General features: G+C 75.7%; 13 protein-coding genes. 9 read left to right on the forward strand and 4 right to left on the reverse strand.

Annotated features, from left to right (window positions below; all coding sequences use genetic code 11):
* Positions 1–27 precede the first annotated feature (27 nt).
* The 4 genes from ACIA6B_RS01945 to ACIA6B_RS01960 all read left to right on the forward strand — a co-directional run bounded on the left by ACIA6B_RS01945 (position 28) and on the right by ACIA6B_RS01960 (position 4,844).
* Positions 28–1,362, forward strand: a complete 1,335-nt coding sequence (locus tag ACIA6B_RS01945; protein WP_396769988.1) for a glutamate mutase L — start codon at positions 28–30, stop codon at positions 1,360–1,362.
* Positions 1,363–1,856: 494 nt separating this feature from the next.
* On the forward strand, positions 1,857–3,464 hold the full coding sequence (gene lnt, locus ACIA6B_RS01950) for an apolipoprotein N-acyltransferase (protein WP_396770215.1): 1,608 nt from the start codon (positions 1,857–1,859) through the stop codon (positions 3,462–3,464).
* Between the two features lie 22 nt (positions 3,465–3,486).
* A complete protein-coding gene (locus tag ACIA6B_RS01955) occupies positions 3,487–4,263 on the forward strand; it encodes a polyprenol monophosphomannose synthase (RefSeq protein WP_396769990.1) in 777 nt (258 codons plus the stop codon).
* A 56-nt stretch (positions 4,264–4,319) separates the two neighbouring features.
* Entirely contained in the window at positions 4,320–4,844 is a 525-nt protein-coding gene (locus ACIA6B_RS01960) for an FxsA family protein (protein WP_396769992.1), read from the forward strand.
* Between the two features lie 68 nt (positions 4,845–4,912).
* On the opposite strand, the gene ACIA6B_RS01965 is transcribed toward ACIA6B_RS01960, so the two are convergent.
* Positions 4,913–5,254, reverse strand: a complete 342-nt coding sequence (locus ACIA6B_RS01965; protein WP_007460094.1) for an RNA polymerase-binding protein RbpA — start codon at positions 5,252–5,254, stop codon at positions 4,913–4,915.
* Positions 5,255–5,453: 199 nt separating this feature from the next.
* Between ACIA6B_RS01965 and ACIA6B_RS01970 the strand changes: the two genes are divergently transcribed.
* Positions 5,454–6,935, forward strand: a complete 1,482-nt coding sequence (locus tag ACIA6B_RS01970; RefSeq protein ID WP_396769994.1) for a peptide MFS transporter — start codon at positions 5,454–5,456, stop codon at positions 6,933–6,935.
* A 27-nt stretch (positions 6,936–6,962) separates the two neighbouring features.
* Here the strand turns inward: ACIA6B_RS01970 and ACIA6B_RS01975 are convergent, their stop codons facing one another.
* The 3 genes from ACIA6B_RS01975 to ACIA6B_RS01985 all read right to left on the reverse strand — a co-directional run bounded on the left by ACIA6B_RS01975 (position 6,963) and on the right by ACIA6B_RS01985 (position 10,176).
* Positions 6,963–7,553 (reverse strand): pyridoxamine 5'-phosphate oxidase family protein, encoded by a 591-nt coding sequence (locus ACIA6B_RS01975; protein WP_396769996.1) that lies wholly within the window; start codon positions 7,551–7,553, stop codon positions 6,963–6,965.
* Between the two features lie 103 nt (positions 7,554–7,656).
* Complete coding sequence (locus tag ACIA6B_RS01980; RefSeq protein WP_396769998.1) at positions 7,657–8,814, reverse strand: hypothetical protein; 1,158 nt, start codon at positions 8,812–8,814, stop codon at positions 7,657–7,659.
* A 12-nt stretch (positions 8,815–8,826) separates the two neighbouring features.
* Positions 8,827–10,176: an MFS transporter gene (locus ACIA6B_RS01985; protein WP_396770000.1), complete on the reverse strand. Its 1,350-nt coding sequence runs from the start codon at positions 10,174–10,176 to the stop codon at positions 8,827–8,829.
* A gap of 72 nt (positions 10,177–10,248) precedes the next feature.
* Here ACIA6B_RS01985 and ACIA6B_RS01990 point away from each other — a divergent pair, with 72 nt between their 5' ends.
* The 4 genes from ACIA6B_RS01990 to ACIA6B_RS02005 are packed head-to-tail and all read left to right on the forward strand — an operon-like array spanning position 10,249 to position 13,603.
* Entirely contained in the window at positions 10,249–10,899 is a 651-nt protein-coding gene (locus tag ACIA6B_RS01990; RefSeq protein ID WP_396770002.1) for a TetR/AcrR family transcriptional regulator, read from the forward strand.
* A 55-nt stretch (positions 10,900–10,954) separates the two neighbouring features.
* Positions 10,955–12,262, forward strand: a complete 1,308-nt coding sequence (locus tag ACIA6B_RS01995) for a flavin-containing monooxygenase (RefSeq protein ID WP_396770004.1) — start codon at positions 10,955–10,957, stop codon at positions 12,260–12,262.
* Positions 12,259–13,083: an SDR family NAD(P)-dependent oxidoreductase gene (locus tag ACIA6B_RS02000; RefSeq protein ID WP_396770006.1), complete on the forward strand. Its 825-nt coding sequence runs from the start codon at positions 12,259–12,261 to the stop codon at positions 13,081–13,083. The genes ACIA6B_RS01995 and ACIA6B_RS02000 overlap by 4 nt, the downstream gene beginning before the upstream one ends.
* A 10-nt stretch (positions 13,084–13,093) precedes the next feature.
* Positions 13,094–13,603, forward strand: a complete 510-nt coding sequence (locus tag ACIA6B_RS02005; protein ID WP_396770008.1) for an NUDIX hydrolase — start codon at positions 13,094–13,096, stop codon at positions 13,601–13,603.
* Positions 13,604–13,678: the final 75 nt, after the last annotated feature.

Genomic DNA, 13,678 nt, shown 5'->3' on the forward strand with positions numbered 1-13,678 from the left:
GGAGTGGTCGGGGAAGGGCGGCGGCGCGTGAACCTCGCGGTCTGCGCCGATGTCGGGTCGACGTACACGAAGGCCGCGGTGGTGGACCTCGACGGTGGTCGGCTGGTCGGCGCGGCGGCTGCGCCGACGACGGTGGGCACGGACGTGGTGCACGGTCTGGACGCGGCGGTGGGCGCGGCCACCGTCGGGCTGGCCGGTGGGGATCTGCCCTGGTATGTGTGTTCGTCGGCGGGTGGTGGTCTGCGGCTGGCGGTGGTCGGTTACGAGCCGCTGGTGACGGCGCAGGCCGGGCGGCGGGTCGGGTTGTCCGCCGGGGCGAACGTGGTGCACGTGGCCGCGGGGCGGCTCGGGCGGGCCGATCTGGCGGCGGTGCGGGCCGCCCGGCCCGATGTGGTGCTGCTCGTCGGGGGCACCGACGGCGGTGACGCGGACACCCTCGTCCACAACGCGACCCGGTTGGCGCGGGCGCGGTGGCGGGTGCCGGTGGTGCTCGCCGGCAACGTCGACGTGCGGGGGGAGCTGTGTGCCGTGTTGTCGGCGGCGGGGGTGCCGGTCACGGCCGCTGACAATGTGTTGCCGCGGATCGGGGTGCTGACGCCGGGTCCGGCTCGCGCGGCGATCCGGGAGGTGTTCCTGCGGCACGTCATCGGCGGTAAGAAGTTGTCCCGGGGTGGTCGTTTCGCCCGGTTGGTGCGGGCGGCGACGCCGGATGCGGTGCTCACCGGGGTGGAGGTGCTCGCGGACGCGCTCGGCGGGGACCTGGCCGTCGTCGACGTGGGTGGCGCCACCACCGATGTGTATTCGGTGCTCACTCCCGATGAGCGGGACAGCGGGCCCGGCCAGGAGGTGGCCGGCACGCTGTGGCGGGCCCGTACCGTCGAGGGGGATCTGGGGATGCGGTGGAGCGCCCCGGGGGTGGTGCGGGCCGCCGCCGAGGAGCGGCTGCTCGCCGTGGGGGAGGCCGACGGTCTGGCGGCTGCGGCGGCGGTGCGGGCCGCGGATCCCGGGTTCCTGCCCGTCGACGACGCCGACCGGGCTGTGGAGCGGCGGATCGCCGGGCTCGCCGCGACGGTGGCGTTGCGTCGGCATGCCCGGGGTGCGGCGACCCGTGAACGCGCCGGTCGGGATCTGCGGGACGTGCGGGTGCTGGTCGGCTCCGGTGGGGTGTTGCGGCACGCCGCGCCGGTCGACGCCGCCGGTGTGCTCGCCGCGGTGCTCGGTGACCACGCCGGGGGGTGGCCGCTGCCGCGGGCGGCGCGCGCCGTCGTGGACGTCGACTACGTCCTGGCCGCCGGTGGGCTGCTGGCCGCCGATCATCCGGGCGCGGCGGCGGCCCTGCTGCGTCGGCATCTGGGCGGCTGAGCCCTTCCGGCGGCGGGCGGCGTCGGGTGTCGGCGTATCGAGACGCGCCGACGCGACACGCCGTGGCGCAACACACGACAGGCCGGGGTGGGTTGACAGCGGCGGGGGTGCACGCCGTACCGTCTTTGAGTCCTACCACGGGAAGCGGCTGTTGTTCGTTTCGTCCTCTCGTCCGCTGGCCGAGCGACCGGAAGGTTGCGGCGGCCAGGTCCAGCGGGCGGGGGTCGGCGGGGCGGCGCGAACCGGTCGCGGTTACCGGTGTACGGGCAGGGTGAGAGGAACGGCCAGTAGACAACGGCCAGGCGGGGGCAGCCAGTCCACGTCCGGTCGGTCCGAAGGTCGGCACCGATCGTCCTCGCCCCACCGGCCGGGAAGGGCCTGGGAGCATCGGGGCGCGGCTTGGGCCGCGCCCCGATTTTCGTCGCCGGGCCACCTGTGGGCGTCTCGACGTGGCGGGCGGGTAGCCTTCGGCCCGTGATCGTGGTGAGGTGCCGGTGACGACGCTCGACCGGGAACAGCCGCGTGCCACCGACGGGGCACGCCGTCCGGGTGCCGTGGCGCGTCCGCTGCCGCTGAGGCTGGCCGTGCCGGCCGCCGTGGCGGCCGGGCTGGCGTTGCTGGTGGCGTTCCCGCCGTACGGGCTGTGGCCCCTGGCGCCGGTCGGGGTGGCGTTGCTGGCCGCCGCGGCGCACCGGCGGCGGCTGCGGGCCGGCGCCGGGTTGGGTTTCCTGGCCGGGGTGGCGTTGTTCGCGCCGCTGCTGGAGTGGACGAACCTGCACACCGGCTGGCTGCCGTGGGCGCTGTTGTCGCTGTTGCAGGCCGGCTATCTGGCGCTGCTGGGCGCCGCGACGGCCTGGGTGTCGCCGCTGGCCGACCGGTGGCGGGTGGGGTGGCCGCTGCTGACCGGGGTGCTGTGGGTGGGGCAGGAGGCGCTGCGCGACCGGACGCCGTTCGGTGGGTTCCCGTGGGGGCGGTTGGCGTTCAGCCAGGACACCTCGCCGCTGCTGCGGCTGGCCGCGCTCGGCGGGGCGCCGCTTGTCACGTTCGCCGTGGCCCTCGCCGGTGGGTTGTTGCTCGTCGTGGCGTGGCGGGACTGGCGTCGTCCGGCGGGGCAGTGGCGGCCGGTCGCCGGGCTGACCGCCGTGTTGGTGGCGTTGCTGGCCGCCGGGGCGGCCGTCCCGGTCGGGGTACGCGGCGGCGGGGACACCGTGACCGTGGCGATCGTGCAGGGCAACGTGCCGCGTCTCGGGCTGGACTTCAACGCCCAGCGGCAGGCGGTGCTCAACAACCACGTCGACGCCACCGTCGAGTTGGCCGGGCGGGTCGGCCGCGGCGAGGCGCGGCGTCCCGACCTGGTGGTGTGGCCGGAGAACTCCAGCGACATCGACCCGCTGCGTAACCCGGGCGCCGGTTACCGCATCTCGCAGGCCGCCGACGCGATCGGCGCGCCGATCCTGGTCGGCGCGGTGTTGCTGGGTCCCGGCCCGGGTCAGGTCCGCAACGCCGGCCTGTTGTGGCGGCCCGGCGGCGGCCCCGACCTGGCCCAGGTGTACACGAAGCGGCATCCGGTGCCGTTCGCCGAGTATGTGCCGCTGCGGGCGATCGCCCGCAAGGTCAGCGCCGAGGTCGACCGGGTGCGGTCCGATTTCGTGCCCGGTGACCGGCCCGGGGTGCTCGATGCCGGGGTGGCCACGCTGGGCGACGTGATCTGTTTCGAGGTCGCCTACGACGGCATCGTGCGGGACACCGTCACCGGCGGCGCGCAGCTGCTGGTGGTGCAGACCAACAACGCCACGTTCGACGTGGCGGAGGCCCGCCAGCAGTTGGCGATGGTGCGGCTGCGGGCCGTGGAGCACGGCCGTGCCGCGTTGATGGCCTCCACGGTGGGGGTGTCCGGGTTCGTTGCCCCGGACGGGCGGGTAGACGGTGCCACCGGGTTCAACACCGCCGAGGTGGTGGTGCGGCAGATGCGACTCGGGGACGGGCGTACCCCGGCCACCGTGGTCGGGGCGTGGCCGGAGGTGGCGTTCGCGGCGTTCGCGGTCGCGGCCCTGCTCGGCGCCGCCGTGGCGCGTCGACGCCGGGAGGTCGTCCCCGGCTGAGCCGAGGAGAGGCGGTACGACGGTGGGTGCGCAAGCCGGCCATCCCGGGGTGGGGCGGGTCCTGGTGGTCATCCCCACCTACAACGAGGCGGACAACGTGCGGCGGATCGTGGCCCGGGTCCGCGCGGCGGCGCCCGCGGTGGACGTGCTCGTCGCCGACGACAACAGCCCGGACGGCACCGGCGGCATCGCCGAGGCGATCTCCGGGGTCGACCCGCAGGTGCACGTGCTGCACCGGCCCGGTAAGGACGGTCTCGGCGCGGCCTACCTGGCCGGGTTCGGGTGGGCGCGGGAGCGCGGCTACGACGCGGTGGTGGAGATGGACGCCGACGGGTCGCACGCCCCGGAGGACCTGCCGGCGCTGCTGGCCGCCGCCCGTGACGCCGACGTGGTGATCGGCTCGCGGTGGACGCGCGGCGCGCGGGTGGTGAACTGGCCGTGGCGGCGGCTGCTGTTGTCGCGGGTCGGCAACCTGTACGCGCGGGTGGCGTTGGGCATGCCGGTCAGTGACGCCACCGGCGGTTACCGGGTGTACCGGTCGGCGGTGCTGGACGCCATCGACCTGGGGTCGGTGCGGTCGCAGGGGTACGCGTTCCAGGTGGAGTTGTCCCGGTTGGCGCACCGTGCCGGGGTGCGCATCGTGGAGGTGCCGATCACGTTCGCCGAGCGGGAACACGGTGACAGCAAGATGAGTCCGTTGATCGTGGCGGAGGCGTTGTGGCGGGTCACCCGGTGGGGGGTGCGGGACCGTCGGGCGGCGGTGCGGGGCCGTCCGGACGCGTTGGCCCGGTGGCCGTGAGCGGGGGCGTGTCATGCTGGAGGGGCGTGACGACACGTGCGGGCCGATGAGGTGAGATGCGCCGAGGACTGAAATTCGTACCGTTGGCTTTGTTGCTGCTGACGCTGCTGGAGCTGGCCGTTTTTGTCCTGGTCGGGCGGGCCGTCGGGTTCGGCGCGGCGCTGCTGCTGGTGTTCGCGGCGTCGTTGCTGGGTCTGGTGCTGCTGCGCCGGGAGGGCATGCGGGCGTGGCGGCGGTTCCGGGTGGCCGCGCAGGCCGGTCAGCCGCCGGGGCCGCAGGTGACCGATGGGCTGGTGGGGCTGCTGGGTGCGCTGTTGTTGGCGTTGCCGGGGCTGGTCAGCGGGGCGGTGGGGTTGTTGCTGCTGGTGCCGCCGCTGCGGCGCCTCGCCGGTGGTGGGGTGCGCCGCGTCGCGGAGCGGCGGGTGTCGTCGATGGTCGCCGGTGACCTGTTCGGTCCGCGTCGGGTGCGGGTGTACCCAGGTGCGCCGCAGCCGTCGCCCGCCCCGTCGCCGCAGTCGCCGTCGGCGGGGCAGTCGTCGCGGCCGGGCCCGGCCATCGAGGGTGAGATCGTGGACCGCTGAGAACAGCTCGGATGTGACGAAGCGCCCCCGGGGATGACTCCCCGGGGGCGCTTCGACGTGGTGGGTGCTCAGGCGCGCCCGCGGCGGGTGCGGACCTCCTGGAGCCGCTCGGCGAGGATGTCCTCCAGCTCGGCGATGGACCGCCGCTCCAGCAGCATGTCCCAGTGGGTACGCGGCGGCTTGGCCTTCTTCTGCTCCGGCTCGTTGCCGTCGACCAGCCGGGCGACGCTGCCGTCGAACTTGCACTCCCAGGTCGTGGGGACCTCCGCGTCGACGGCGAACGGCACCTCGAACTGGTGGCCCTTGGCGCACAGGTACTCGCGGGTCTGACGCGGCGCGAGCTCCGTGTTGCGGTCGGATTCGTAGCTGACCGCGCCCAGTCGGCTACCGCGCAGCATACGCTCGCCCATGATCGACTTCCCCTCGTTCGTGGTGCTGGTCCTCAGGTGTAACGGCCGGTCACCGCCCGCCCATTCCCCACCCGCGCCGGCCGGGGCCGTACGCGGGTCGGGAGCGTCAAGGGTAACCGGCCGGGGCAGCCGCCCGAATCGGCTGGAGTGTTTCGCCCCGCACCGGGGATGTTACCCACCATGCGTGCCGGAGGTGACGATGAGCAGTGACGCGCCGGTCGGGGCCCGACCGCCCGCGGGTCGGACCTTCTTCGGTCACCCGCGGGCGCTGTCCACCCTCTTCCTCACCGAGATGTGGGAGCGGTTCAGCTTCTACGGCATGCGGGCCATCCTGGTGCTGTACCTGACCGCGACGGTCGCCGACGGCGGTCTCGGCGTCGGCGAGTCCACCGCCAACGCCGTGTACGGCACGTACAACGCGATGGTCTACCTGATGGCGCTGCCCGGCGGCTGGGTCGCCGACCGGCTGCTCGGGGCGCGGCGCAGCGTGCTGTGGGGCGGGGTGGTGATCGCCGCCGGCCACTACGTGATGGCGGTGCCCACCGGGTGGAGCGTGTTCGCCGGCATGGCGTTGATCGTGCTCGGCACGGGCCTGCTCAAACCCAACATCTCCACCATGGTCGGCGACCTGTACGAGCGGGACTCGCCGCGCCGCGACGCCGGCTTCTCGATCTTCTACATGGGCATCAACCTGGGCGCGTTCATCGCGCCGCTGGTCACCGGCTTCCTCGGCGAGAAGATCAACTGGCATCTGGGGTTCGGGGCCGCCGCGGTCGGCATGACCTTCGGCGTGGCGCAGTACGTGCTCGGCCGCCGCAACCTGGGCGACGCCGGCGCCCGGCCCGCCGACCCGCTGCTCGGCGCCGACCGGCGGCGGGCGCTGACCCGCGCCGGCGCGGTCACCGTCGTGCTGCTGGTGGTCCTGCTGGGGTTGCTGCTGACCGGCTGGTTCACCGTGAACACGGTGGTCAACCTGCTCACCGCGGTGACCGTGCTGGTGACCGTCGGCTACTTCGCGCGGATCCTCACCGACCGGGAGATCAGCGGCACCGAACGCCGCCGGATGAAGGCGTACGTGTGGCTGTTCGTGTTCGCCGCCGCGTTCTGGCTGATCTACGACCAGGCCGGCTCGGTGCTGAACATCTTCGCCGCCGAGCGCACCGACCGGAACGTGGCCGGGTTCACGTTCCCGGCGTCCTGGCTCCAGTCGGTCAACCCGATCCTGATCATCATCGGCGCGCCGCTGGCCGCCTGGCTGTGGCTGCGCCTGGGCCACCGGGTGTCGACACCGACGAAGTTCGCCGTCGGCCTGGTCCTCAACGGTCTGTCGTTCGTGCTGATGGCCGCCGCCGCGCAGGCCGCCGTCGGCGGCGACCTGGTCTCCCCGTGGTGGCTGGTCGCGGTGTACGCGATCCAGGTCGCCGGCGAGTTGTCGCTGAGCCCGGTGGGCCTGTCGGCCACCACGAAACTGGCCCCGGTGAAGTACGCCAGCCAGATGCTGGGCCTGTGGTTCCTCGCCACCGCCGTCGGCGACGCGATCGGCGGTCAGGTCGCCCGGCTGGCGCAGAACTGGTCGCAGTCGGCGTACTTCCTGACGTTCGGGCTGGCGTCGGTGCTGCTGGGGGTGGCCGCGGTGATGTTCACCCGGCAGATCCGCGAGCTGATGGCAGGCATCCACTGACCGGTGACCGCGAGTCGCCGGACGGGCTCACGCCGCCGGGGTGGGCGGCAACGGCAGCGGCAGGCCGGGCAGCCCGTCGATGCTGGTCGCGACGTGGTCCTTGCCGGCGAAGTACGCCGACAGCGACGCGTCGTCCTCCCGGGCGAACCGCCGCCCGTGCAGGTCCCGGTCGGTGTCGTAGCTCATCAGCGGCACCGCGTAGCCGCAGGTGTCGCGGATCAGCTCGGCGCGCACCACGATCACCGCCCGCAGGCCGTGCGGGCCCGGGTCGATGTCGGGAAAGTGCCGCAGCAGGCCGGGCCAGCGCGGGTCGTCGCGGAACACCGGCTCGCCGCGCCCGTGCACCCGCACGATGTTCGGCGGGCCGGCGAACGCGCACCACATCAACGTGACCCGGCCGTTCTCCCGCAGGTGCGCGATGGTCTCGGCGTTGCTGCCGGCGAAGTCCAGATAGGCCACCGTGTGCGCGTCGAGCACCGCCAGGCAGCCGCGCAGTCCCTTGGGGGACAGGTTGACGGTGCCGTCGCCGGACAACGGGGCGGTCGCGACGAAGAACATCGGCTGCGCCTCGATGAACTCCCGCAACCGGCCGTCGATGCGGTCATGCGTCTTTCCCATGCCGTGATCCTCGCCCGGCCGACCGGTGCCGCGCTGCCCCGTCCCGCTGCGTGGCCGGTCAACCGGCTCGCCGAGCCTGGCGAACGGCCCGGCCGGCGTCCGGTCAGGCGGGACGTCCGAGCCGCGCGAGCGCCCCGGCCAGGTCGCTGACCTGGTCGGCGAGCTGCCCGGCGCGCCGTTCGGCGGCGTCGCGGTCGGTGTCCGCCGCGGCCAGCCGCGCCGCCGTCTCGGCGGCCCGCGCCTGCGCGACGTCCACCGCCCGCCGGGCCTCGGCCAGCTCGGCGGCGAGCGCCTCCCGTTCGGCCCGCAGCGCCGTCGCCTCGGCGCGCGCCGCGTCGGCTGCCGCCACCGCCTCGGCGCGGGCGGTGTCGGCCCGTTCCCGGTCGGCGCGGGCCCGCTGCGCGTCGGTGGCCTGCGCGTCGGCGCGTTCGGCGGCGGCCCTTGCCGCCCGGCGGTCCTCGGTGGCCTGCGCCCGGGCGGCCTGGGCGTCGGCGCGGGCCGTGTCCGCGTCGGCGCGGGCCCGCTGCGCCCGCTCCAGCGCCTCGGCCGCGGCGTGGGTGGCGCGTTCGGCGTCGGCGCGGGCGGTGTCCCGGTCGGCGGTCAGTTCGGCGGCCCGCTGCCGTTCGGCGTCGCGTTCGGCGCGCACGGTCCGCAGCTCGGCGCGGGCGGCGTCGCGGTCCCGTTCGGCCTGCACCCGCAGCGCCTGCGCGGCGCCGGCCTCGGCGCGGGCGGCGTCGCGGGCGGTCTCGGCGGCGTCGGCCCGCTCGACGGCCGCGCGGGTCGCCGCCTCGGCGGCGTCGGCGCGCTGCCGGGCCGCGTCGCGGTCGGTGCGCGCGGCCCGCGCGTCCTGCCGGTCGCGGGTGGCCGACGCGGCGGCGTCCTCGGCGTCGCGGCGGGCGTCGTCGCGTTCCGCGTGCGCGGCGGCGACCTGCGCCGACGTTTCGGCGCGCAGCTCGGCGAGCTGCCGTTCCACGCCGGCGGGGGACAGCTCGGCGTGCAGCGCGTCGGTGAGCGTCTCCACGATCTGGTCGAGCCGGTCCACCGCCTCCCAGGTGCGGGCCACCTGCCCGGGCAGGCCCGGGGCGTTGCGGTGTCGCATCCGCGAGTTGCGGGCGGCCCGCTGGCAGGCGCCGTCGTTGTCCCGGCAGTAGCGGAACGGGCGGCCCGCGCCGACACGCTGCGGCACCTCCCGGGCGCAGTGGGCGCAGGGGCGGGTCTCGGTGGCGGGTTCGGCGTCCGGCGCAGGCGAGGTGGCGTCCATCGGGGGCGAAGTCTAGTGGCCGACGTCGGCGCGGGCCGCGCCGTCGAGCGTGTACCGGCGTTGCAGCAGCACCGCCACCACCATCACGGCGGCGGGCAGCAGCCCGAAGCCGTACCGCAGCGCCGCGAGGGCGCCCGCCGACTGGGTGACGGTCTCGCCGGCGCTCGACGCGACGAACCCGCCGGCGGCCAGGCACAACGCGTACGCGTACGGGCCGAGCGCCGCGCCGGTGGCCTCGGTGGCGGTCCACACGCCGGTGTAGGTGCCGGCGCGTGGCGCGCCGGCGGCGCGGATCACGTCGGGCAGCATCGAGAACGGCAGCAGCTGCATGCCGGCGAACGCCACCCCGAGCACCGCCACGGCGGCGACGAGCACCGGCAGGCCGGCGGCCCGGCCGAGAGCCAGTACCAGCGACCCGGCCGCGAACGCGACCTGCGCGGCCAGCAGGGCACGCTGCTTGCCGACCCGCCGGGCCAGCGCCGACCAGGCCGGCGTGACCAGCAGCGCCGGCGCGACGAACGCCGCCACCAGCACCGTGGTCAGCCCGGCGCGGCCCAGCTCGTACCGCGCGTAGTAGGGCACCCCGGCCAGCACCAGATGGGTGGTGGTCGACATGGCCAGGTACGCGCCGGCCAGCCGGCGGAACTGCCGGTCACGCAGGCTCGCCGTCAGCGCCCGCCAGCCGCCGGTGGCGTGCCGCGGCGCCGGGTCGCCCGCCGCGCGGCGCAGCCGGCCGATGCCCGCCACCCCGATGAGCATCGCGGCGAGCATCCCGGCCGCCAGGACCCCGGCCATCCGCAGGTAGCCGGCGCGGGTGGCGTCGTCGCCGCCGGCCAGCAGCGGCGCCACCAGCCCGGAGACCAGGATGCCGAGCGTGAGCACCACCATCCGGAACGCCATCAGCCGGGTCCGCTCGTGGTAGCCGATCCGCAGGTCCGCCGGGGTGGCCAGGTAGGGCACCTGGTAGGCGGCGAACAGCAGGTTGCCGGCCACGAAGCAGACCGCCACCCAGGCCGCGGCGGGCCCGCCGGTGAGGCCGCCGGGCGCCGCGAACAGGGCGGCGAACGCCGCCGGCAACGCGCAGCCGGCCAGCAGCAGCCGCCGGCGGTGGCCGCGGCGGGCCTGCTCGACGTCGCAGCGGTGCCCGATCCACGGGTGCAGCAGCACGTCGGCGACCTTCGGCAGCAGCAGCGTCAGCCCGGCCAGCCACGGCGCGACCGCGAGGACGTCGGTGAGGAAGTACAGCAGCAGCAGCCCCGGCACGGTGATCCACACGCCCATGCCCAGCGAGCCGGCGGCGAACCCGACAAGCGGGCCGCGGGGCAGCGCGCCGGTGTCGCGCCGCGGGTCCACCCCGGTCATCGCCGCCTCCTGCCCCGGGGCACGCCCACCCCAATCCAACGGATGCTGGATTGTAGGGGGAACAATGGCCGGATGACCATGCCCCGTCGCCGGCCGGGCCGGCCCCGTCGCGACGACCAGCGACCGACCCGCGAGCTGGTGCTCGCCGCCGCCACCGCGCTGTTCGCCGAGCGGGGCTTCGACGCGGTCAGCATGCGCGACGTGGCCGCCGCGGCCGGTGTCGACGTGGCCACCGTCGCCCACCACACCGGCACCAAGGCGCAGCTCTACGACGCCTGTTTCGCGCGGGTGTTCAGCGCCGAACGGGAGGCGGTGGAGGCGGCCGGGGACCGCGCCCGCGCCGCGCTGGCCGCCGGGCCCGCCGACGCGGTACGCGCGCTGCACGACATGGTCGACGTGTTCGTCGACTTCCTGGAGGACCGGCCGGAGACCACCGCGTTGTGGTTGCGTCGCTGGTTGGAGCCGCGGCGGCACAGCGAGCTGGACCGGCGCTACGCCGCCCCGCTGTACGCGCAGGTCGAGCAGTTGCTCGTCGCCGCGTCGGCGGCCGGGGCGCTGGTCGAGCCGGCCCCGCACGTGACGGTGCGCAGCCTGGTCTGGGCGGTGCACGGGCACGTGGTGGCGTTGGCCGCGGGCGCCGGCTCCGAGGCGCGGGAGCGGCGGGAGTTCCGCGCGTTCGTGCACCGCCTCCTCGACGGGCTCTATCCGCCGGCCACCCCTTGACCGGGGCCGCGCCGCCGGGGATTATCCAGCAGTCGTTGGATTAATGGAGGCGGGCATGGCAGCACCCAGGGTGGCGGTCGTCGGCGCCGGCGCGGCCGGACTGGCCACGCTCAAGGCACTGGCCGACGCCGGCGTGCCGGCGGTCGCGTTCGAGGCCGCCGACACCGTCGGTGGCCTCTGGATCTATGGCGCGCCCGGCTCACCGGCGTACCGGACGCTGCACCTGAACACCAGCAAGGCGCGTACCGAGTTCGCCGACCACCCGATGCCGGCGGACTGGCCCGACTACCCCGACCACACCCGCGTCGCCGGCTACCTCGGCGACTACGCCGACCGGTTCGGGCTGCGCCCGGCGGTGCGGCTGCGACACACCGTCGACCGGGTCACCCGCGCCGGCGACGGCTGGCGGGTGCACGCCACCGGCCCGGACGGCCCGGTGCAGGTCGACGTCGAGGCCGTGGTGGTGGCCAACGGGCACAACCGGGCGCCGCGCCGACCCGATCCCTATCCCGGCGAGTGCGCCGCCGACCAACTGCACAGCCACGACTACCGCGGGCCGGAACAGCTCACCGGCCGGCGGGTCCTCGTGGTCGGCGGCGGCAACTCGGCCATGGACATCGCCGTCGACGCCTCGTACGCCGCCACCCGCACGCTGCTGTCGCTGCGCCGCGGCGTCTGGGTGGTGCCCAAGTACCTGCTCGGCCGCCCCGCCGACACGCTCAACGGGGCGCTGGCCCGCCGGCTGCCCTGGCGGCTGCGGCAACGGGTCAGCCAGCGCATGCTCACCACCGTCGTCGGCCCGCCCACCCGCTACGGACTGCCCGCCCCGACACACGGCTTCCTCCAGGACCACCCGACGCTCTCCGACGCGCTGCTGTCCCGGCTCACCCACGGCGACATCCACGCCCGGCCCGGCATCGCCCGCTTCGCCGGCGACCGCGTCGAGTTCACCGACGGCCGCGTCGACGCCGTCGACCTGGTGGTGTGGTGCACCGGCTACCGGGTGGTGGTGCCGTTCCTCGACGCCGACCTGCTCGGCGACGGCGCCGACCGGCTGCCGCTGTACCGGCACGTGTTCCACCTCGACGCCCCCGGGCTGGCGTTCGTCGGGCTCATGCAGTCCACCGGCGCGGCGTTTCCGCTGCTGGAGGCGCAGGCCCGGTTGGTCGCCGCCCGCCTGGCCGGCACCTGGACGCCACCGGAGCGGGCGCGGCAGGCCGCCGCCTGCCGCGCCGAACTGCGCGCCGCGACCGACCGGTGGGGACACCGCCGGCCGCACATGCGCGTCGACTTCGACGCCTACCTGGTCGAGCTGCGCCGGGAACTGGCCGCCGGACGGCGCCGGGCCGGAGCGGCCCGGTGAACGCGCTGACCGGCCGGCGGGTCCTGGTCACCGGCGCCCGCGGCACGTTCGGTCGCCACCTCGGCGCCGCGCTAACCGCCGCCGGCGCGCACGTGGTCGGGCTGGACCTGCACGCCGACGTCGACGCCACCCCACCGGTGCTCGGCGTCGACCTGACCGACCCGGCGGCCACCCCCGGCGCGGTGGCCGACGCCGTCACCCGGCTCGGCGGGCTCGACCTGCTGATCAACAACGCCGGCGTCGGCGGGCCCGCCCCCGCCGAACTGCCCCCCGGCGAGGTGGTACGCCGGCAGATCGAGGTGAACCTGCTCGCCGCGTGGCGGACCACCGCCGCGGCGCTGCCCGCCCTGGAGGCCGCCCACGGTCGGGTGATCTTCGTGGCCAGCCGGATGGCCGTGCTGCCGTTGCCCCTCGCGGCGGCGTACGGGGTGAGCAAACGCGCGCTCGTCGCGTACGCCGACGCGTTGCGCCACGAGGTCGGCACCCACGTCGGGGTCACCGTCGTGTACCCCAGCATGGTCGACTCCCCGATCCACGACAGCACCGCCGCGGCCGGCCTGTCGCTGCGCGGCGTGTCCCGGCCGGAGCCGGTCGAGGGCGTGGTCGCGGCGATCCTGCGCGCCGCCGCCGCCCGCCGCGCGCCCCGCGACGTGGCCACCACCCGACGCGGCCGGCTGGAACTGGCGGTGGCCCGGCACGCGCCGGGCCTGGCCGACCGGCTGGTGCGGCGTACCGTCGCCGGCCGCGTCGCCGCCGGTGACCTGGACGACGCGGCGCTGGCCGCCGGCATGGTCCGCCGGCACCGGCACGGCGGCCGGTAGCCTGCCCACCATGCCCGTGTCGCCGTACATCGCCCGGCTGCGCAAGCACGTCGGCCACGACCTGCTCATGCTCTACGGGATCAGCGCCGTGGTGACCGACGACGCGGGACGCGTGCTGCTGGCCCGACGCGGCGACAACGGCCGCTGGTCGGTGCCCGCCGGCACCGTCGACCCGGGCGAGCAGCCCGCCGACGCGCTGGTGCGCGAGGTCCGCGAGGAGACCGGCGTCGAGGTGACGATCGTGCGGCTGGCCGGCGTGGCCACCCACCCCGTGCGCTACCCCAACGGCGACGTCTGCGAGTACCTCAACGTCTGGTTCCGTTGCCGGGCCGTCGGCGGGACACCCACCGCCGACGGCGACGAGTCCCTCGCGGTGGACTGGTTCGCCCCCGACGCGCTGCCCGACCTGAACGACTGGGCCCGGCTGCGGATCGGCACCGCGCTGACCGACGACGCCGCGCCCTGGTACGCGGCGCCCGGCGACCGGCACCCGGCGCTGTGCCGCCCGGACAGCCTCTGAGCGGCACGCCCCGGGACCGCCGCCGGTAGTGCCAGGTCTACCCCGAGGGTCGCCCCAGCGCGCTGTCGGCGGCGG

This window comes from Micromonospora sp. NPDC051141, from assembly GCF_044455765.1.
In the GTDB taxonomy this organism is placed as follows: domain Bacteria; phylum Actinomycetota; class Actinomycetes; order Mycobacteriales; family Micromonosporaceae; genus Micromonospora.